Here is a 21,733-nt window from a genome sequence, read left to right as displayed (position 1 = left end):
CGTTAAGGATATGTTTTGTCTCTGTTCAGGATACCGTTTTATCTCTAAAATTGACGGTTTATTCTTACTTTTCATCACATCATATATATATAATGTGACGCTTGTACTACATTCTGTTTGTTTATCTAAAATCTTTCAAAGAACTTTCTTTCGTTTTGGAAGCGAAAGCGTTTGCAAAGGTAAGGGATTTATTTTTAACTACCAAACTTTTTCGAAAGTTTTTTTTGAAAAAAGTTTTTTTTCAGTTTGAAAACCAGGCTTTCTTTCTCGCTCCCTTGCTACTACAAGGTAAGATACTCAAAAGGATTTTCAGCTCTCCTTACTCTGCTTCAGCATGTCAACTTAACCGCTCTCCCTCTCGAAAGCGGATGCAAAGGTACAGACTTTTTTCATTCCTGCAATAGTTTAAACGACTTTTTTTCAAAAAAAATATCACTTTTCTGATAACTATTTGAATATCAGCAAAAACAAATATTATTTATTTTATAAACATTGCATCAAAAGAAAGCGAGTGTCAAATAATACACATTATATTAATATAAATCATAGTAATTGTCTCCTACAAAAAAATAAAATATGCAGGAAGACACAATCATCTTCCTGCATATATATTTATGATTTCCAATTATGTCAATAAGAAATTACTTTAAAAGTTCCACGTCATAACTTGCCGCATCCTTGCAAGTAAACTTCAGAACCGTCTGTTTCTTATCAGATGAAACTATCTTACAGAAAGGAGTTTCCTTTACGTTCCATTTACCTTTGATAGTTACAGTAACAGGTATTTCCTGACTTTCGTTGAATTTCCAAGGACGTGAATAAATACTGCGTTCCTTTCTCTTTCCGTTCTCATCGAATGCCTCATCACTAGCTCCACGATACAATGCAAGATCTGGTTGTGACACTGTCAGAAGAACCTTGTCTTTATTGTCCTTCACCATTACAAGGCATGAAGTATCCGCCTTCAAAAGAAGTCCTTTTGGCAACCCGTCTTCAGGTGTCTCAAACAGAACGTATGATGTCAGTTTTCCATCAGCAGTACTTACTATATGCGCATTTCTGTCACGTTGAAGAACCTTATAGTCTGGTTTCTTGGCAAACTTATTCAGAGCATTCATGTCAGTACGTGGCAATACAGCATATTCATATCCCTTAGCTTTAGGAGCCTTACCATGAGCTACAACCAATGAAACCCAATCACCTGTTGTCGGATTAGGATTTCTCTCACCGACAGTAGTCTGCGGGAACTTCTTCTCAAACTTAGCTTCAGCCGCAGTTTCTTTTGACAAATAGTATCCCACTCCATTAGGATCAATGAATACCCTGCCGTCTGATTTATAATTCTGCCAATAATCTTTCATTTCCGGAGTTATTGCAGCAAGTTGGAATACAGTTGTTTCTGTTTCATAATCCTTTACATCATTTTCTATATCAGAACCCAAGCATACGATAGTTCCATCAAAGAAATGATATGATTTTCTAGCTCTGTGAGAGCCGTTATATTTATCATGTTCATGCAATTTCATACCGAAATTTCCGTTCACTCCAGCCTGAGAAAGTCCACCCGCAAAAGCTTCGTCAGAATAAAGCATTTCTTCCATACCTGAATATGTATCCACATTCAGCACTACAGCACGCAACTTATCGAACGGAAGATGTATTGATGTTGCTCCAGGGAAACGATTCCAGTCAAATCCATTCTCCTGCCAACCTGAAGTAGCAAAGGTTACTAGTTGGCCAGGCTTACCTGTAAGTATCTGCATGCTGCCATGTGCCAGATATCGTCCGTAGAAATTGGCATCCAAATAATGTTCCGCTGCCCAGAGATATCTGGAGTGTCCTCTGACTACAGCAGCCCAATTATCACGACGCTGTACACTCACACAGCCGTATCCGAGGGCAAGATTTCCTTGTGGTTCCGGTTCAGGTTTATAACCACTGTCCTCAAGCTGTTTTTTCAGTTTAAGCTCCAGTTTATTCGATGTTTGCGGCAAATAGTCAGGCGCGTCCTTATCCAAAGAAGCATTGAGCGACATCAGACGGAGATATGCGGCAGCCATATCCGGGTCTATGTTTTTCTTTCCATCAGGTGTACCGGATATTGCCATCATAGCATACTGTATAGGTATCAATTGTCCCTTACCGTTAGGATGTCTTCCGGACATTGACAAGGCCCATTGACGTGTGTTGCAATAGAAGCGCATAGTTAGAAGAACTTTCTTCACTGTACTATGTGCCTCCTCAGAAAGTCTCATATCAGTACCGCTAAAGAGATAAATCATATTTGTAGCCCCGTCAAGACCACCAACAGCGTAAGCTGGATAATTATTACAATGATGGAAAGATGCTCCGTCAACCTTGAACGAGCCCATAAGTCCTGTTGCAGGACGACATCCGTAATCTATCCACCTGGAGAACGAACGCAGATATTGCAACTTTTCTGGAGTATCTTCCATTATGAGTATGCTGGCTATACGTCCTTGAGTCTGCGTATTGAAAGTATCTATGTCAATACCGTTTCCTGTAGGTTTCGGATATACCTCATTTGCAATGGAATACCAGCGTAGTGTATTTTCCGCTTCCTGAAGCTTGCCCCTCTTTCTAAGTACATCTTTCATCAGGAAATATGCCGGATATAAACCTCTCATGCTATATCCGTAATGATGTATGTTACCCCAACAGCTACCATATGCAACTCCCTGATCTGTTATATGATCATACATGGCATTGAAGATATATTCCAGTTCTTTTTTATCCTCATCCTTGACTGCATTATTGTATGCAATAGCCACACGCTTCATAAGATTGAAATAATTGTTCATCTCCATGCCCAGCTTAGTGAACATATCTTTATTCCATCCGTCAATCATGCGTTCGTACGCTTCAGCCTGACGAACCATGAAGATAGGCATACCGCTCACCTTTCCGTTTTTATATACAATATCATATCTGGCAAATGCCTTTTTTATTGCACTGACTTCCTTTTGTGTCAATTCAGACGGGGTATATAGCATATCACGGAAGCGTTTCTCCATGAGCTGAATGTCCTGTCTGTCTTTTTCTGTCAAATCTCTAAGTTCAATATCCGGCTTCCACAATGAATGCGGATAGATGAGAAGCCAATGGCTCTTGGTGTCTTTATTTACGAACGGTACCTGTACATCGGCTGTCTGCTGACGTGGATCGACCTTGCTGGCTGTTATTACATGGTCAAAGAACAAAGTACCTTCCACATCAGGAGCCTGAACACGGATTTCGTTCATACCCTCTTCAGGCGTTCCTTCCATATCCCTTTCGTAGCAAACCCATGCGGCACGCCATCCTGTGAAGTTAATGCCGAAAGGGAATGACGTACATACCTTACCGTCCTTTAAAAACTCAAAACGGATTTTCTTGTCCTGAGCCTTTTCATTATACACCCAAACTATAAACGCTGAGAGATAGAGGTCTTTTCCTGAAGGATCGAGCTTTTCGAATTTCAAATCTTTCTTGATAGACAATACAGAACCGGGCTTATACTCCCATTGCATACAATGCAGCCCATCCTTGTAATGTTCGTCATTGATACCGAGCATACCTTTGTCGGTAGTTATGAATGATGGTACTACCCCATCTTCAAATGAAAGCATTCTTTCATGCTTAACAACTTGAGCAGATGCTCCAAGCGCCACAAAAGATGCCATAGCCAAGCTTAATTTCGCTTTAAATTTAAGATTAACGATTTCTTTCATAAATATATACATTTAATTCTTTTGCATTGATGTAAATATTTTACTTTTCAAGGCAAAGATACAAAATTTATTATATTAAAAAACACACGAACATATATTTGTCCGTGTGTTTCCATATTTTTTATATTCCCGATATAATATCACTCTATAAACTTTATTTTTTCAGCCTTACGAGGTTTAGCCGCAGGCGATTCATCCGGATACCCGAAAGAAATGGCATAAAGCAGATTATAGTTTTCCGGAAGTTCAAGACGTTTAAGCAAAGATTCGGCTTCTGGAAGTTTCATTGTTCTGGCTATTCCACCAAGACAGCATGAACCCAATCCCAAAGATTGTGCAGTAAGAATCATGTTTGCACCTAGAAGACCGCAATCCACCTGTGAGAAATCGTACGAAGGATCGTTTGCTATGAAAATCATCACCGGCGCCCCATATGACGCATGGCGGATTTTGGAAGCGTCCATTCCTTTTGCCAATGCCAGACTTCTGTTCAAAGAGTCAAGTTCGGATATGTATTCCGGAGTATTAACTACACGGATTTCCCAAGACTGCTTGTTCTGACCGTTAGGAGCGTTTATACCACAGTCAAGTATCTGCTGCAGTTTTTCCTGTTCAACAGGCTGCTGCTTGTATTTGCAGATACTTCTACGCGACATAATGGTTTCTATCACCTGATTTTCGGATGTTACATTCTGTACTTCGGTACTTTTCTGCGATGGTGTGCAAGCAGACAAAGACACCAATCCTGCAATTAGAAATAATCTTGAAATTGTTTTCATAATGAATATTTGTTTTTAGTTTTCCTATCAATTTTCATTTTCGTCGCATGACACGCAAGCGCATTTTCATTTCTTCATCAACACGATATGACTCTATTGTCTTCTGAATTGATTTATTATAAGTAAAGTCATCAAGTTTCGCCCTTTTCAGATATTCTATTGTCTTCTCAGGGTATGCCACAAAGCAGAAAGATACAGCCCATGCCACTGCCATTTTCACGTAATATCCGTCATGATGGATACTATCATAAAATCCGAACAACTCATCAATATGGCTGTCATCAATAAAATATTTCATCGTCATTACCACTCCGAAACGTATCTCATATTCCTTATCTGAGCATATGAAAGATTTAAGATACTCCCATATTCTGTCAGAATGAGAGGATAGATATTTCTTGCTTCCGGCAAATTTGAAAGAGTCGCACACAGACCAGCTGTTTATAATCTTTACAAAACGTGTTACATAAGAAAGATAATTTTCGATATCATCATCCGGCTTAATATATCCCAACACAAGTCCATGAAGCATCCTTTCCTCCATATATAACGATGGAGCATCAGCCAGATATGCCTTCCAGTCTGACCTGGCTATTTCAATTGCCAATTTTCTCAGGTCTGGCAGACGCAATCCAAGAACATTTTCCACTCCGGGATTCAATTTCTCGGCAAATTCCTTATTTGAATTTTCAGCCAGTTTCAGGATATACTCCCTTACAGGTTTGCCATGCAACAGGAATGCATTTTCAGATTTTTCCATGAAAAATGATGTCTATATATAATGAATTTATCTTATCTGTTCAGATGGTTAGCAAATATAAAAACAATATACGAAATAATCCTTTCTAATGCCTCAAAAAAAACGTGCGTCCGTTTAAGGTAAAATGGGCGCACGTTTAAAGTTAAATGGGCGCACATTTTGTCTCGAATGTGCGCACGTTTTTTTTAACAGTTTCTTAACACTAAAAGCTACCTCCTCCCAGTGCCCTGTAAAGCATCGTATGTACCTGACAATAAGCTATATTCAACTCTATTCTCTCGAGTTCACAGTCCAGGTAACGCTCATCGGCAGAAAGGACATCCAGATATCCTGCAAATCCGGTCTTGAACAACTCATTTGCATTGTATATAGAACGGTGATGAATTCGGCTTTCTTCCTCCTTCAAGGCTTTGCGAAGGTTCATCTGTTCTGACGACGTTATCAGATCCACAACTTCAAGATACGAACGGAGAACCGTTTCATGATAATCAAGCAAGGCTATGCGCTGTCTTCCATTCGCCTCCTCCCACAATGCACGTATCTCGTTACGCTTGAAAATAGGAGCAGAAATTCCTGCCGCAAGATTATACACCATCGAGGCTGGCGAAGAGAACCATTTATCAAGGCTGAAAGCATTGAAGCCTGCACCTCCCCCGATAACCAGCGAAGGGAAAAAAGCCTTGCGTGCTGCAGATGCATCCGACTTGCATGCCAGCAGTTCAAGTTCTGCAGCAACCACATCCGGGCGGTTACGCAAAATCTGAGCAGGTATGCCTGTCTCCACAGGGAAAGTATAATCACTTATCTTCTCGAAAGAAGATCGTTTTATGTCGAAAGGCATACGTCCCAAAAGAAGAGCAAATGCCCGCTCGGTTTCAGCTATCTGCTGTTCTGTGTCGAGAAGCATTTCTTCCAGTTTAAGACGGCGTGAGCGGAACTGATCGACAGAAAGCCTTGACTCCTCGCCCTCGTTCATCAACTCATTGGCAAGAAGATATGAAGCAGCAGTCTTACGGATAGCCTCTTCAAGAACATATTGCTTCTTGTCAAGTCCTACAAGTCTGTAATACATATCTGCCACTTCGCCAACAAGCATAGTCTGAGCCAGGCGTTGAGCCTCAACTGATTTCATCCAGCGCGACACTGCCGAACGCTTCTTGTCAGTGAGTTTTCCCCATATATCTGCCTCCCACTGAAAATTCAGTCCTAAGTTAAGATTCTTATACGGATCTGGAATATGCTTGTCCTTTACAAGATCCGGAGTATTGGTAGTGCTGTTTCCCACTCCGTCCATGGTATATTCGCCGAAACGCTGTATGCCTCCGTCAATACCTAACGATATTTCAGGAAACAACGCACCCTTTCCAACTTTCATCTGTGCACGTGCTATGGAAACATTCTCTATTGTCTTAAGGAAAGAATGATTGTTTGCCAGTGCAGAATCAATATATTCAACCAGATACGCATCCGGAAAAAACTCTTTCCATGAAAGGGAAGCCATAGTGGCTGTATCTGTGTCTTCTATAAACGCTTCGGGCAGGTCGAACTTCTCCGTCTGAGTAAGGGAAGGTGCCTTACACCCTCCCATAGCCAATGCCGAAGCCATAAAAGCTATATATGCAAATTTATTCTTCATCATCTTCTTCTAAATAGCTGACTTTATTGCGGTTGAGATAAACCGACAGTGTTTCAAATACCAAATATAATCCCGGTACAAGGAAGATACCCACGAATGTACCGATAAACATACCTCCTGCAGCGGCTGTACCGATGGAACGGTTACCCAATGCTCCGGCTCCTGTAGCAAGCACAAGCGGAATAAGACCACATATGAATGCGAACGAAGTCATGAGGATAGGACGCAGACGACTTACTGCTCCCTTGACAGCTGCTTCGAATGGAGTAGCTCCCGCTGCACGGAATTGGTTTGCCATTTCCACGATAAGGATGGCATTCTTACCCAACAGACCAATAAGCATGACGAGTGCCACCTGGGCATAAATATTATTTTCAAGTCCTGCTATCTGGAGGAAGAAGTAAGAACCGAAGATACCTGCAGGCAACGACAGGATGACAGAAAACGGCAGAAGCAAGCTCTCATACTGTGCTGCAAGAAGCAGATATACGAACAGAAGACAGATTCCGAATATCATGAACGTCTGTCCGCCGGAGTCTTTCTCTTCACGGGTAACACCCGACCATTCCACATCATAACCGCGAGGAAGAACTTCCTTACAGATTTCTTCTACTACCTTGATTACTTCACCGGTACTTACTCCACCCTCACCTTCACCGGTAATAAGCGCAGAGGTAAACATATTGTAACGTGTAATCTGGCTCGGACCATAGATACGTTCCATAGTAAGGAAGTTGGAATATGGCACCACATTACCGTCGTTGTTCTTGGCATAAAGCTTATACAGGTCCTCAGGATTCATACGATACTCAGGAGAAGCCTGTATCATGACCTTATACATCTGTCCGAAACGGATGAAATTTGATGAATAGAAACTACCGATATATGCCTGAAGTGTCTCCATTGACTTATCGAGGTCAACACCCAACTTGGCAGCCTTCGCCAAATCAACTTTCAGAAGATACTGAGGGAAGTTAGGGTTAAATCCTGAAGTAACACCCTGTATGCGAGGGTCGGCATTCAGTCTCTCAACAAGAGTATTCGCGACTTCAGCAAATTCGTGAAAATCACCCGCTGTCTTATCCTGCAAACGAAGTTCGAAACCGCTGGCATTACCGAATCCCGGAACTGACGGCGGAAGGAAGAACTGGATGTCGGCATCCTTGATGTGCGATACGCGGTCGGCATATGTACGCATAAGTTCATCTACAGTCTGGTCTCTCTCATCCCATGGCTTAAGGTTAATCATACCCATACCGTAGCTGGCACCTTCAGTCTCGGTCATAAGACTGTAACCGGCCAGTGTAGAAATACTTTCGATTTCTTCAAGTGGAAGTAACGCCGCCTGAACCTGACTCAAAGCTTTCTCGCTTCGTTCAACAGTAGCCCCCGGAGGTGCATCTACGTTGATATATATCATACCCTGGTCTTCATTAGGGATAAATCCTGTAGGAAGTACGAGGTTGATACCATATGTTCCCAGAAGGAATAGCAACAAAGTGAGATATGTGAATGAGCGACGGCCCAGATACTTCGAAAGACCGAGGTTATAACGGCGTTCGAAACGTCCGTATCCGCGGTTGAACGAAACGAAGAAACGGCGCATGAGAGTAGCCTTCTTCTTTCCGTGGGCAGCCGGACGGAGCAACATGGCACAAAGTGCAGGCGACAGAGTCAAGGCATTGACACCGGAAATGACGATAGCCACAGCAAGTGTGAGTGAGAACTGGCGGTAGAAGATACCCACTGTACCTTCCATGAAACCTACAGGCACAAACACAGCCGACATTACAAGAGTAATGGCAACGATAGCACCACCGATTTCCTTCATCGCAGCCACAGAAGCCTTATATGGAGAGAGTTTCTCTTCGTGCATCTTCACATGTACAGCCTCCACCACGACTATGGCATTATCCACCACAATACCTATGGCAAGCACAAGGGCAAACAGAGTAAGCATGTTTATAGAGAAGCCCAAAGCCTGCATGAAGAAGAATGTTCCGACAAGTGACACCGGAACGGCTATGGCTGGAATAAGCGTAGAGCGGAAATCCTGAAGGAAGATATATACCACCACGAACACAAGGAGGAAGGCCTCGACAAGTGTCTTCAACACTGATGCGATAGAAGCATCGAGGAAGCGCGACACGTCGTATGCAATGTTATATTCCATACCAGGAGCAAAGCTGCTTTCCTTGATTTCCGCCATACGGGTCTTGATGTTCTTGATGACCTCGCTGGCATTTGAACCCGGGCGCTGCTTAATCATGATAGATGCCGAAGGACGACCGTCGGTCATGGAAATCATGTTATAGTCCTCAGAATCGAACTCTATGGTAGCCACATCCTTGAGTCGGAGAAGCGAACCGTCAGGCATGGCCTTCAGAACAATCTCTCCATACTCTTCAGGAGTGCTGAACTTACCGGTATATTGCAACACGTACTGCAACTGTTGCGGAAGTTTGTCGGAACTGATACCTGTCTTACCCGGTGCAGCCTCGATGTTCTGACGGCGGATAGCCTCTGTGACATCCTGTGGCACCATGTTATATGCAGCCAGACGACTTGGGTTAAGCCATACACGCATAGCGTAGTCACGGCTACCCATGATTTCCACAAATCCCACACCGTCAATACGTTTCAGCTCGCGGAGGATATTGATATCGGCAAAGTTATATACGAATTTCTCTGTATGAGTACTGTCTGTACTGAAGATGTTGAGGTACATCAACATACTGTTCACCTCCTTCTCCGTAACCACACCGGCGCGGATAACTTCTTCAGGCAACTCATCGAGCACTGTAGTCACACGGTTCTGCACGTTCACCGCAGCCACATCAGGGTCTGTTCCTACCTTGAAATAGATAGTGGTGAGCGACATACCGTCGTTGGTACATACTGTAGTCATATAAGTCATGCCCGGTACACCATTGATGGCACGTTCGAGTGGAGTAGCTACAGTCTTTGTCATAACATCGGCACTGGCACCAGTGTAGCGGGCAGTAACCGTAACAGAAGGCGGCACGATGTCCGGATACTGCGTGATAGGAAGCGACACGATGGCCAGTACTCCCAGACACACAAATATTACGGAAATAACCGCCGAGAGAATCGGACGACGAATAAATAACTTGAACATAGGCTGAAGAGATTATTCGACGTTTTCCAAATGAAGTTCTTTTCTCACGTCAGCAAACGGAATAGTATCTGTCTTGATATGCATACCGTCGCGGATCATCTGTACACCTTCATACACTATAGTGGTGTTTGCACCAAGGTCGTCGGTGATATAATAGTTATGATAGCGTTCTATTGGGTTGAAGCTACGCACCTTGGCTGTACCGGCACTATCTACCAGATACACGTATGTAAAGTCCTGAATCTCAAAAGTCGATTTTTGAGGGACAAGGCAGATATCTTCCATCTTCGTCATAAGGCGGATTTTACCTGTTACACCGTGTTTAAGAAGTCCTTCCGGATTAGGGAAACGAACACGGAAAGCGATAGAACCTGTACCACGTTCGAAATCACCTTCAACTGTTTCGATAACACCCTTATGCTGATAAACTGTTCCATCGGCAAGAATTAGTTCCACATTATTAGCCTGTTGTACATCAGCACCCTGAAGCTGTGCACGACGGATACGGAGGTATTCACTTTCATTAACTTTATAGTATGCGAAAATCTCTGAAATGTCACTCACAGTAGTAAGCAAGCTTTCTGGGCTAACAAGGCTACCTACCTTATAAGGAATACGGTCAGCATATCCTGTGAAAGGCGATGTAATGGTGGTATACTTCAAATCCATCTGTGCACGCTGCATCTGCGCACGAGCCTGTTCCACCTTCATACGAGCCACCTCACGTTCCCTCTTTGCCTGCTCAAGACGGATTGGCGAATAAATCTGTTTGTTTACAAGACGTTCGATGCGTTCAGTCTCATAATTAGCCATTTCAAGTTCTGCCTCAGTCTGTTTGTAGTTTGCCTCAGCTTCTTTCACCGCCTCTGCATAGTTTTCTGAACTCAGACGGAACATCGGCTGTCCTTTTTTCACGAACTCACCTTCGTCAATCAATACTTCTTTGACGTATCCTTCCACCTTTGGTTTTATTTCTACAAACTGTATAGCCTGGATATCAGCCACATATGTACGCGGCAATTCTACCGTAGTAGGTTGAAGAACTGTTACAGGTATAGAGCCATCGCTTCTAACCTGATTTGTGCCGGTCTCATGGCACGCAGGAAGCACTCCTGCCAGCAATGACAGGAAAGCAACCTTCTGAATAGAAATTTTCATAAGATTACGTAATAGAATTTTAAAAAGAAACTATGTGTTTTGTTTGAATAAGATTAAACGCGAATCCACGACCCAACGGTCATGGCATGAAAAAGACTGACTATGCTAAATTAGCAAAGCCCTGAACATAATATATGGATGACAATCCGTTATATATAAAGGAAGTTTAGATACATAAGGTTGTATATATACACCGTATTGCTCAAAAGAATAATCGGGTATAACTAACAAAGAATCGACTGAGTCAGGAAAGAAGCGGACTGTAGATGTCCTATAAACCGGATCGGACCATTCTGAATACTGGTCCTGAGAATCATTTATGGAAGACTCGTCGTCCATAGAAAGAATTATCGGAGTATTGTTATCGCAAACTGCAGCATAGATCATATCATATCCATATACATCGAACTGTATGAGCACAAACATGATCATACAAACTATTCTGGATATATATTTTCCTACTACTTTATGTAAAAACATTACAATAACCTATCTTTAATCTCTTACAAAATTAATATCTGATAATAATGTATAAAAATATATGTTCAGGTTTTAGTCTGTTTTAACAAAAAAAGCATATAAAGTTAGTTCTTTTTACGGAATATCTTACAAAAAGACTATTCTTTCAGAATAAAAAACTAACTTTGCGTAGAAGAAAACAATATAAAAACAAAAATTATATGGAAGAACTGAACTTGAGCACTCCTGCACTGCTGTTCTCGGCAGTATCACTCATACTTTTGGCATATACGAACAGATTTCTGTCGTACGCACAGCTTGTAAGAACTCTTAAAGAACAATATGTACAGAAACACTCGGAAGTGACAGCAGCACAGATAGACAATCTGCGTCGCCGGCTTTACCTGACACGGAGCATGCAGGTACTCGGCATATCAAGTCTGTTCCTGTGCGTAATCACAATGTTTCTGATTTATATAGGATTTCATACAACAGCAGTGTATGTATTCGGCATAGCACTGCTGTTGCTTATAGCATCACTTGGTATTTCAATTTGGGAGATACATATATCAGTAAAGGCACTTGAGATACATCTGAGGGATATGGAGAAGTGAAAATTCATTCGCTCACCTCATTTACCACCTCACCGTCAAACAGATTGATTATTCTGTCGGCATAACTCGCATCATGACGTGAATGTGTAACCATGACAATGGTAGTGCCATCCTTATGCAACTCACTTAAAAGAGACATAACCTCTTTACCGTTTTTCGAATCAAGATTTCCGGTTGGCTCATCGGCAAGGATAAGCTGAGGGTTGGCTACAACTGCACGCGCTATGGCTACACGCTGCTGCTGACCACCGGAAAGCTGCTGCGGGAAATGCTTGGAACGGTGTGATATATCCATACGGTTCATAGCCTCTTCTACCCTCTTTTTTCTTTCCGACGACGGTACTCCCATATACAAAAGAGGCAATTCTATATTCTCGTATACGTTCAGTTCGTCAATAAGGTTAAAGCTCTGGAACACAAAACCTATAACTCCCTTCCTTATATCAGTACGTTGCGATTCCGTGAATTTTGACACTTCCACTCCATTAAGGTAATAAGTCCCGCCAGTAGGGTTATCAAGCAATCCGAGGATGTTAAGCAGTGTAGATTTACCACATCCGGAAGGTCCCATTATAGCCACAAACTCACCTTTCTTTACTTCAATACTTACATTATTCAATGCCCAGGTTTCCACTTCCTCTGTGCGGAATACCTTTTTCAAATTTTCTGTCTTAATCATATTAGTAGAATTTAAAATGTTATTTTCTGAATTTATTCACTCTTCATTACTTCGGCAGGATTGATATGTGCTGCCTTGTTTATCTGATAATATAAAGTCAACATAGATAAAATCAATACTATCAACAGTGGAATGACAAACAGTCCAAATGTAACAGGTGCCTTTTCTACGAAAGATGCCGTATAATAATAAATGACAATCCATGATACAGGCGCAGCAACAACAAATGCCAACACCAGATTCAGCATATAGTTCTTACCTAGTATAATATACAAATCTTTAGGCTTGGCACCATTTACCTTACGGATAGCAATCTCACGATACCTTCGACGAATATCAAACAGAGATATACCCAACAGTCCCAAACATGATATCACTATAGCGATATATGAGAAAACAGTATATATATGTGCAGTCTCTTTATCTTTCTGATACATTTCTGCCACTATATCGTCAGCCCATTTATAGGTAAAATCCTCAGAGTTATATATTTCTTTTTCAACTTTGCGAAGATAGTCTATAACTTCTTTTTCTCTGTCTTTCTTCACTTTTATCATAACATCCCCTTCTGCATCCTTAGCCCCCACAATAAAGATCATAGGTTTGATTCCTTCCGTAAGATGTCCCATATAATAATCCTCAACTACTGCTGAGACCGGGGTCATATCAACTCCGAATTCTATCAATTTATTATCTACAAAAGAAATACTCAAAGGCGACGTGCTCCTTACCAATGCTTCCTTAAGGTCAGTATATCCAAGTAATTTCATCGCAGACCGATTCAATACTATTACATTCTCACCGCCGTAATCTATTCTGTCCGGTAATCCTCCATCAACTATTTCAAGTCCCCAAAAATCAAAAAACTCTATAGAAACAAATTTAATCTGCAACTCAAATTTCTCATCTTTATCATTGACAATAGGTGTAGGACTTCCATCCCATACTGCTGTAGACGAGTTCATCCAACGCTCTATCATAGGACACTCATCAAGCTTTTTACCGACATTATTTATACGTTCAAAACGTTCTTTCAACTGTTTGGCCGTTGTACTTCTATAATCAATAATCCTATTGTGATTGTACAATTGTGCTACCAGTATATCTTCTGTTTCATATCCATGTGAGGAATTGATAAGGAAATCAAAGTGACGCTGGAAATATACTGACAATATCATGAGGAATAAAGTAACAGAATACTGCAGAAACAGGAACACATATCGTGAACTCATCTTTCCATTATCTTTAACATCAAGGTGCATACACGATACCGGCCGCCTGTATTCATACCTGAAATAAAAGAAAACTGAAGTAAACAAAGGCACGAGCAACAATAATCCCAATGACAAGTACCAGTCAAAACCAGTTATAGGTATTTCATCCGAGAACAGTCCCTGCCATAGCCCATGAGTGGTTTCTATAATACACCATGAAAGGAATACAGCACATGCAAACAAAAGGAAATTCTCCATCCACATTTCAGTAAAAAGGCCTTTACCTGACAGACCGAAAACTTTCTTTACGCCATAGACTTTTCTTCGTTTCTGCATTACTACAGAATAGAGATTGACAAAGTTCAATACACCGACAAGGAATAAAAGAACTACTACGCCAGACAACACGAATACATAGTTTCTGTTTCCAAACCTGAACATTTTTTTATATTTATCACATATTGAGGACTCAAAATAAAAATCTTCCCATGAAATGTATTTATACCTCATTTGTATATTACCACTTAGATTATTCTCATTCTGCAAACGATATATATTACTTCCATCATTCTGTTTCTGAATATCAAAAGCGGAATTCACACGTATAAGCTCAATGTTAAGCTTTCCCCAATAAGACCTTAACTTATGAGGCACAATGACATCAAAATTGAATGTGGTTTTACATACAGGTTTCTCTATTACTCCGGTTACAGTAAGAAGTTTCCCGTCATAATAAATATTCCTGCCAACCGAAGATTCATTGCCGAACAGTTTCTTTGCATAGGTTTCAGTCAGAAGAGCATTATTAGGCTGTTCCAATGAAAGACTTCCTTCCATAACACAATAATCGAAAAAATGGAAGAATGTTGTATCTGCAGCCATCAGGTTTGTTTTGTAGGAAACATCATCGCTGACTATAGTAGAATTTTCTTCTTCAATAAGTTTACATCTGTCTTCTATGTACTTTTCCTCTACCGAATAATCTTTATTGTTCGGATTCTCCGCCGGATAAATATTACCGTCTATATCCCTTAAAGGAACTATTATAGAACTTAAGTCAATGGCATGTGTATCCACTGTAAGCTCCCTGTGGATATATCGTAACAATACAATACAACAGGCAAGACTCAACGAAAGCCCTATCAAGTTGATAACAGTATATGATCTTGCACGAAGCAAAAAACGAATCGCATATTTAATCTTTACCAATAACATATATCAAAAAAATATTTCACCTGTAAATTATTATATCAATAATCGTACCAAAACATTAAGCCATTAACAATCAGCAATTTACCAAAATACAGCACATTCAGCATGTGTGCGTTATCGCACGTTTTTGTTACAAATACGCACACATAGCACAATGCAATATATATCACTTATTCAGTCTTAATAATCTCTGCCGGATTAATATGCATAACCTTACATATCTTATATGCTACAGTAACTAAAACCACAATCAACATTGAAACGAACAAGGCTAAAACCATTCCCCAATCCATATTAATCTGAAAAGTACTATCCATAAAGACAGTTGACGCAAAATAATATACAAAGGGAAATGCTGCAGTAAACGACAAAATATAAATCAACATATATGAACGTCCGAACATAAGAGCTATCTTAACCGGAGAAGCACCGTTTATTTTCCTTATGGCAACCTCCTTCTGTCGTCCGGCCGTATCAAGCGAAATGGCAGAATATATGCTTAGAACCACCAACAACAGACTGACAAAAGCCAATACATTGACAAGTGTTCCGACTAAACCCACCGTACCAAGCAAAGTCTGTTTCCTGTCGGTTATCGGTTTAATGTCCAAAGGTAATGTTTCCGGAACATATTCCCTGCAAATATCTTTCATCTTACCAATCACTTCGTCTGTATCCTTCCCTTCAGCAATCTTAAAATAAAAAGTTCCAAACGGTTTTACCGGGAAGAATGCCGAACCGATTGTACGTGGATCATCTTCATTCTCTCCATACAGGGCCTTATATGTACCAGCTACACGGTATGAAGCACCTTCTATGAAAACCGTTCCGGAAATACTGTCTTTCTCCAATTGTCTCATAAATCTCTCGCTTACATAAACAGCATCTTCCGAATCCGTCATTTCACCCTGATGAGGGATATTAAAAAACTGAAAGTAATTGGCATTACCCTTTGTAATTTTAATAAAAGAATGTGTACCATCAGCCTTAATATATCTCTGTTTTATACGAGAATCCAACACTCCCCACAAAGTTATCTCATCAACAATCTCCGGCATCTTTCTGAATGCATCAACTACATGCGATATATTCTGCCTCAAGCGATATGTACTTGGCTTGAACTCTATAATCCGGGCTTCCTCATCATCAGAAACCGGTCTGTAGACGGAATAGTAAACCTTATTAAAAGCAATGTTTATATACAAAACATTTCCAACAAAGAATATAGCTATACTCAATTGAAGCCACATCATGACAGAACGAAAGACATGCTTATTGTTGTTTATGCGAACATAATAGCCTATACAGGAACGTCGCAAACGCCATACCGGAACATAAACCACAAGTAAACATATAACAAAAAGGGAAACAAAACACCTTGTCTGTACCCAATATACTTCCGACAAATCAATGCATGGCAAATCGTCGGATGAAATATAAGTATGACATGTATCAACTACAATTTCCGTTATAACAAGTGACAGCAGAAATGACACTGTAAGCATACAGAATACCTCTGAAAACAGAAGCATAAACAATCCTCGGGCATCAGATCCCATACTTTTACGCAAAGCGACTTCCCTCTGTCGGTTATAAAACATCTGTATAGCAAACTTCAGGAAGTTAATCATTCCGGAAAGCAATATGAGCGATGCGACGAACAATACAATTGAAAAGATTATTGTCATCTGTTTTTTCTTGAAATCATCAGAAAAACTCAAAGCAGACACACTATAATCCTTTCCATTATTTACAAATTTAAGATTCTGCAGATTGTCATTAAGCGCAGACAGAGTTGTACCATCACCTAGGAGTGCATACACTTCCATGAATCCCTGAGGAAAAACCATATATGGAAAATAGCAATCTACTCTGGGAAACGCCCAGTTGTCTTCGGCCACATTTACAACCTTGTAATCACGAATCCCCTTGTCGAAATCGTAAACAGATTCCGTCAGATGTATCACAGCCCCAATCGGATTATCTTGACCAAAAGCCTTTTCTGCAAAAGAACGTGATATAACGACTTCATCCTTTTTCTCCGGAATACGGTTACCATACAATAAATCCAATCCATAGAATGAAAAAGTATTTCCGTTTACCACAGTATAGTTTACTAGAAAAGGCTTTTCTTTCTGGTCCTTATCTATTACATCTATCTCAGCCTGTCTTGACGGAAATTTAACTGTAATATCCGACAATCCATCAATATGAAGATTCTCTATCCGTTCAACATCAACCGGCGTAAACAGACTCCACCTGCCATCCTCATCTTCAAGCCTAAATGTTACTACTTCTTCATCATGCATATTTATCATGCTATTATAAGCATTTATCCAATATGCCACCAATGTATAACATACTATTCCCACGGCCAGGCACAATGCTGATATAAGACTGTGAACCTTATATTTCATCAGGTTCCGAACTGCCACTTTCAAATAATGTAGTATCATATTTTGAGTATTTTAATTTATATTTCATACTATTATTTACATAATTAAATAATCAAAAAACATGCCATTTACATACCACTCTGATTATAAAGAAATTACGTAAACCATCTGTATAAAGGAAGCGTGCGTATCCGCACATTATCATTGCGAATTCGCACGCTTCACACAGTAGATATATCGTTTTTCACTTTAATCTGCTACTATCCACTTTTCTATATTTCTTGTTTCAGCACTGAAATTAACCCCTATCTTATAAACCTTACGGCCATCAGACATGAAAGGAAGGACATAGTTGCGGGATTCTATTTGAGCTATGGCATCCTCGGCACTGCCTTCAAACTTGAATTCCATTACATATATATACTGCGGAGTTTTCACGACCATGTCTATCCTGCCTTGAGAAGTGTGATACTCGGCATGAGTAAAGAAACCCATAAGACGGAATACTATAAAAAGAACATTCTGATAATGAAGCTCTGTGTCGCGAATCAACTCGTATTGAGTGTCAGAAAAGAGACTTTGAAGACGCTCCATGAAACTATCAATCTTTCCTTTTTCCAGTTCCTTGATGAAATTCATTATATGGAAGCTGGTATTCCTGCCATGCATATTCATATAGCTGGGCATAAGGAAATTAAGGAATCCCTGTTCAACCTCCTCATTAGGAAAACCAAGTATATAATTCTTAAAACGTTCGTCATACTCCTTTATAGTCAAATATCCACTCTGAAAGAATAAAGGAATAGGATTGGTATTTATTGTCTCAAGTCCGGTAAGCTCATCGGCTGTAGCTTCTGCATTACCTGTCAGATCGCTCAGAAGGTAATTGTTCTTCTGAAGGAGTTTTACGAGTATAGTCGGGGTACCGGTTGAAAACCAGTAATTTTCAGGCATCATTCTGAAAAAAGTATTCAGGACACTGAACGGATTATACATTCCCTCTGTATCCTGGACAAAATGATAACCGTCGTATTTCCTCTTTAACATTGCGTATGTATCAGAACAACTCATGTTCTGCTTTTCAGCAAGAACCCTGACATCTTCATCAAAGAATTCTACAAGTTCTTTTTCGCTTATACCGCACAAAGACGCAAAGTCAGGATCCATAGTGATGTCATTCAAATTATTCAAATCACTGAAAATGCTTACCCTACTGAATCTGGTAACTCCCGTAAGGAGAGCAAAGCGGATATACTTGTCACATGATTTCAGATTACCGTAAAAGGATTTCAGAATACTTCGGTACTCGGACTGAAGTTCCTCATTGTCAAATGATTGAATAAGAGGCTTATCGTACTCGTCTATCAGGATTACTACACCACGACCGGTCTGCTCCGATGCACGTCTGATAAGTCCGGCAAATCTCAACGAGAGGGACTCCTCCGAAGGTTCACTTCCGTATATCCTTTCCCATCGCACAAGATAATTGTTAAGTACACCTTCAAGCCGTTTGCGGGAATTATACTCCTCATTGTTCAAATCTATATGAAAGATAGGATATTCGTCCCAGTCCTTTTCAAGGCTCTCTATTGCAAGTCCCTGAAATAAATCTTTTCTACCCTCAAAATAAGACTCAAGAGTGGAAATCATCAGACTCTTACCGAAACGGCGCGGACGACCGAAGAAATAATAACCGCCTGTAGAGACAAGACGATGTATAAGCGCAGTCTTGTCAACATAAACAAAACCACCCTTACGAAGTTTCTCGAAGTTCTGGATTCCTATGGGATATAATCTGTTCATATAAAGTTTTTTTAATGAGGTATCGCACTTGTTTCTACAAAGATAAATTAAAGTGAGAAAAGCGCAAAATGTATCATTCACTTTTCATCACATCACTCAGATTAATGCGTGCAGCCTTATTAAGCTGGAACACAATCGTAGCCAATGATACGAAAGCCACCAAGAGGAATGAGAATAAGAAGACTGAAATACCAACCGGTGCTTTCACCACAAAATTAGCCGAGTACACGCTTATGATATACCACGAAACCGGTGTAGCAATTATAAATGCCAGCAAAAACGTAGCTATATATTTACGTCCCAAAAGGAGATATAAATCCTACATTCTCGCTCCGTTCACCTTTCTTATGGCTATTTCACGATAACGGCGACGTATATCGTACAATGAAATTCCGAAAAGTCCCAGACATACTATAAAGACCGCAATTCCAGAGAACAGAAGGTATACGTTAGCTAGTTTTTGATCATTCTTGTACAAATCTTTTACCTTGTTTTCAAGCATGGAATACTTGAATGACTCTACCCCATATACATCTTTCTGAACCTGTCGCAGATATTCTATCACTTCTTTCGCCCTACCCTCACGACAAGCTATCTCGTATCTGTCGCCACGATTTTTATCTGATATTATAAACACTGTCAGTGACGGTCCACTGCTTATATGCCCAGAATAATAATCATTTACTACACCGACAACAGGGATAGGCGTGTCATTAATGAGCTTACAATATACAGTAGCTCCGTCAATCGAAGTGTATCCGAAAGCTTTCATTGCCGACTGGGTAAGCAGACATACCTGCCCATCTATATTTTCGGGCAATCCTCCCTCGATAAATTTCAGCCGATATATATCAAAGAACTGAGGTGTCACCATATAGGGCACAGCCGATACAGTTTGGTTCTTGTTACCGGTAAATCCCGTATTATATGAAAACCCTACGATATAGTATGGCGATGCCGTCCACGAACGTATATCAGGACATTCGTCCAGGGCTTTGTCTATCGCCTTAACGCGCTGCTGGCGCAACTTTATCTTTTCCGGTGTATAATAATTATAGTCTCTCGACTCGTAAACAAGTTCAGCATGGATTATATCTTTTGTCTCGAATCCGGGAGGGGTATTCAGCATAAAGCGGAGCTGGCTGTTGAAGTAGAATGCCAACATTATAAGTATGAATGTAAGCAGATACTGCACAAAAAGAAATGTCATACGCGAATTCATTGAGCCCGTAAACGTATTTCCCAATGTGCGCAATGAAAATATCGGCATTTCTTTCTGACATCTGTAATAAAAATAGACAGTTACTATCAAAGGTAACAGCAAAAGGAATCCTACGGAAATCCACAAATCAAACCAACTGTAGGACAATTCTGTTCCGAAAATATTATTGACAGGAACATTGGTTATCTCTATTATAAGCCATGCAACAAACAGAGCCGGAACAATCAGCAAGGCATTTTCGGCATATATCTGCATGAATAGTGCTTTCTTTCCTGCTCCGAACACTTTACGCAACGTATGGAAACGGCCACGCTTCGACATGACTACCATATAGAGATTTACGAAGTTTATTACCCCTGCCAAGAATATCATAATACACATTCCGGCAAATACGTACAGTTGCAACTTGTTTCCACTGTTGCCCATTCCGTGAGCTGTATTATAAACTATAGCTTGCTCCCAGTAAATATCTTTTACATGAATGAGTGAGAAAGTATATTTTCGAGTATCATACTGAGTTGCATGCGGATTAAGATAACGTGGAATACGCCCAATAGCATTAGCGGCTTCAACAGCCGATTCAGTATCTATACGGATAAACTCCATAGGCATACGTTCCCATGAATCTGTCAGCCGGGATGACAATACAATTTCGAAATCAATGGTTCTCTTGCAATGAGGTTTTTTCAAGATTCCTGAAACTATCAGATCCTTTCCATTGGAATATCTTATTTTCTTACCTATAGGGTTCTCGCTGCCGAATATCCTTGCGGCAAAATCCTCAGTAAGCAATGCGGCATCAGGTGCATCAAGCGAGAGGCTTCCTTGAACCGTCTCATATCTGAATTTCCATTTAAAATCCAAACAAAGTTGGATAATTCATTAATAATTAACTTTAGTTTTATACCTTTGTATCAGGATGTTAAGAGGA

The 21,733-nt window shown here is 40.4% G+C and carries 14 protein-coding genes; 1 reads left to right on the top strand and 13 read right to left on the bottom strand.

Annotated elements, in window-relative coordinates:
• Positions 1–641: 641 nt before the first annotated feature.
• The 7 genes from OCV82_RS14890 to OCV82_RS14860 all read right to left on the bottom strand — a co-directional run bounded on the left by OCV82_RS14890 (position 642) and on the right by OCV82_RS14860 (position 11,683).
• The gene (locus OCV82_RS14890; RefSeq protein ID WP_262543841.1) at positions 642–3,683 is read right to left on the bottom strand and encodes a chondroitinase family polysaccharide lyase; all 3,042 of its coding nucleotides are present in this window, start codon (positions 3,681–3,683) and stop codon (positions 642–644) included.
• A 188-nt stretch (positions 3,684–3,871) separates the two neighbouring features.
• Positions 3,872–4,510 carry a nitroreductase gene (locus OCV82_RS14885; protein WP_154045140.1) on the bottom strand — a complete coding sequence of 213 codons (639 nt, stop codon included), beginning with the start codon at positions 4,508–4,510 and terminating at the stop codon, positions 3,872–3,874.
• Between the two features lie 34 nt (positions 4,511–4,544).
• Positions 4,545–5,270, bottom strand: a complete 726-nt coding sequence (locus OCV82_RS14880; protein WP_154045139.1) for a DNA alkylation repair protein — start codon at positions 5,268–5,270, stop codon at positions 4,545–4,547.
• A 202-nt stretch (positions 5,271–5,472) separates the two neighbouring features.
• On the bottom strand, positions 5,473–6,909 hold the full coding sequence (locus OCV82_RS14875) for an efflux transporter outer membrane subunit (RefSeq protein WP_154045138.1): 1,437 nt from the start codon (positions 6,907–6,909) through the stop codon (positions 5,473–5,475).
• Positions 6,896–10,045 carry an efflux RND transporter permease subunit gene (locus OCV82_RS14870; RefSeq protein ID WP_154045137.1) on the bottom strand — a complete coding sequence of 1,050 codons (3,150 nt, stop codon included), beginning with the start codon at positions 10,043–10,045 and terminating at the stop codon, positions 6,896–6,898. Before OCV82_RS14870 ends, OCV82_RS14875 begins: the two co-directional genes overlap by 14 nt.
• Positions 10,046–10,057: 12 nt before the next feature.
• Entirely contained in the window at positions 10,058–11,203 is a 1,146-nt protein-coding gene (locus OCV82_RS14865; protein ID WP_154045136.1) for an efflux RND transporter periplasmic adaptor subunit, read from the bottom strand.
• A gap of 105 nt (positions 11,204–11,308) precedes the next feature.
• Positions 11,309–11,683 (bottom strand): hypothetical protein, encoded by a 375-nt coding sequence (locus OCV82_RS14860; RefSeq protein WP_154045135.1) that lies wholly within the window; start codon positions 11,681–11,683, stop codon positions 11,309–11,311.
• Between the two features lie 200 nt (positions 11,684–11,883).
• Here OCV82_RS14860 and OCV82_RS14855 point away from each other — a divergent pair, with 200 nt between their 5' ends.
• Positions 11,884–12,276, top strand: a complete 393-nt coding sequence (locus OCV82_RS14855; RefSeq protein ID WP_154045134.1) for a DUF2721 domain-containing protein — start codon at positions 11,884–11,886, stop codon at positions 12,274–12,276.
• Positions 12,277–12,280: 4 nt separating this feature from the next.
• Here the strand turns inward: OCV82_RS14855 and OCV82_RS14850 are convergent, their stop codons facing one another.
• The 6 genes from OCV82_RS14850 to OCV82_RS14825 all read right to left on the bottom strand — a co-directional run bounded on the left by OCV82_RS14850 (position 12,281) and on the right by OCV82_RS14825 (position 21,666).
• Positions 12,281–12,955 carry an ABC transporter ATP-binding protein gene (locus OCV82_RS14850; protein ID WP_154045133.1) on the bottom strand — a complete coding sequence of 225 codons (675 nt, stop codon included), beginning with the start codon at positions 12,953–12,955 and terminating at the stop codon, positions 12,281–12,283.
• Positions 12,956–12,987: 32 nt separating this feature from the next.
• Positions 12,988–15,384 carry an FtsX-like permease family protein gene (locus tag OCV82_RS14845; RefSeq protein WP_154045132.1) on the bottom strand — a complete coding sequence of 799 codons (2,397 nt, stop codon included), beginning with the start codon at positions 15,382–15,384 and terminating at the stop codon, positions 12,988–12,990.
• 167 nt (positions 15,385–15,551) lie between these two features.
• Positions 15,552–17,837, bottom strand: coding sequence for an ABC transporter permease (locus OCV82_RS14840; protein ID WP_154045131.1), 2,286 nt, complete (start codon positions 17,835–17,837; stop codon positions 15,552–15,554).
• Positions 17,838–18,026: 189 nt separating this feature from the next.
• Entirely contained in the window at positions 18,027–19,580 is a 1,554-nt protein-coding gene (locus OCV82_RS14835; RefSeq protein ID WP_154045130.1) for an ATP-binding protein, read from the bottom strand.
• 73 nt (positions 19,581–19,653) lie between these two features.
• Positions 19,654–19,884 (bottom strand): hypothetical protein, encoded by a 231-nt coding sequence (locus OCV82_RS14830; RefSeq protein WP_154045129.1) that lies wholly within the window; start codon positions 19,882–19,884, stop codon positions 19,654–19,656.
• Between the two features lie 15 nt (positions 19,885–19,899).
• Entirely contained in the window at positions 19,900–21,666 is a 1,767-nt protein-coding gene (locus OCV82_RS14825) for an ABC transporter permease (RefSeq protein WP_154045128.1), read from the bottom strand.
• Positions 21,667–21,733: the final 67 nt, after the last annotated feature.

The sequence above is a fragment of the Bacteroides cellulolyticus genome, from assembly GCF_025567135.1.
In the GTDB taxonomy this organism is placed as follows: Bacteria; Bacteroidota; Bacteroidia; order Bacteroidales; family Bacteroidaceae; genus Phocaeicola; species Phocaeicola cellulolyticus.
The sequence above is the reverse complement of the archived record's forward strand: the minus strand, read 5'-3'. Positions and strand labels throughout refer to the sequence as shown.

What these genes read in the sequence shown, in the direction of transcription:
- OCV82_RS14890 (WP_262543841.1), bottom strand. Translation starts at nt 3,683, where the DNA reads ATGGCATCTTTTGTGGCGCTTGGAGCATCTGCTCAAGTTGTTAAGCAT.
- OCV82_RS14885 (WP_154045140.1), bottom strand. Translation starts at nt 4,510, where the DNA reads ATGAAAACAATTTCAAGATTATTTCTAATTGCAGGATTGGTGTCTTTG.
- OCV82_RS14880 (WP_154045139.1), bottom strand. Translation starts at nt 5,270, where the DNA reads ATGGAAAAATCTGAAAATGCATTCCTGTTGCATGGCAAACCTGTAAGG.
- OCV82_RS14875 (WP_154045138.1), bottom strand. Translation starts at nt 6,909, where the DNA reads ATGATGAAGAATAAATTTGCATATATAGCTTTTATGGCTTCGGCATTG.
- OCV82_RS14870 (WP_154045137.1), bottom strand. Translation starts at nt 10,045, where the DNA reads ATGTTCAAGTTATTTATTCGTCGTCCGATTCTCTCGGCGGTTATTTCC.
- OCV82_RS14865 (WP_154045136.1), bottom strand. Translation starts at nt 11,203, where the DNA reads ATGAAAATTTCTATTCAGAAGGTTGCTTTCCTGTCATTGCTGGCAGGA.
- OCV82_RS14860 (WP_154045135.1), bottom strand. Translation starts at nt 11,683, where the DNA reads ATGTTTTTACATAAAGTAGTAGGAAAATATATATCCAGAATAGTTTGT.
- OCV82_RS14855 (WP_154045134.1), top strand. Translation starts at nt 11,884, where the DNA reads ATGGAAGAACTGAACTTGAGCACTCCTGCACTGCTGTTCTCGGCAGTA.
- OCV82_RS14850 (WP_154045133.1), bottom strand. Translation starts at nt 12,955, where the DNA reads ATGATTAAGACAGAAAATTTGAAAAAGGTATTCCGCACAGAGGAAGTG.
- OCV82_RS14845 (WP_154045132.1), bottom strand. Translation starts at nt 15,384, where the DNA reads ATGTTATTGGTAAAGATTAAATATGCGATTCGTTTTTTGCTTCGTGCA.
- OCV82_RS14840 (WP_154045131.1), bottom strand. Translation starts at nt 17,837, where the DNA reads ATGATACTACATTATTTGAAAGTGGCAGTTCGGAACCTGATGAAATAT.
- OCV82_RS14835 (WP_154045130.1), bottom strand. Translation starts at nt 19,580, where the DNA reads ATGAACAGATTATATCCCATAGGAATCCAGAACTTCGAGAAACTTCGT.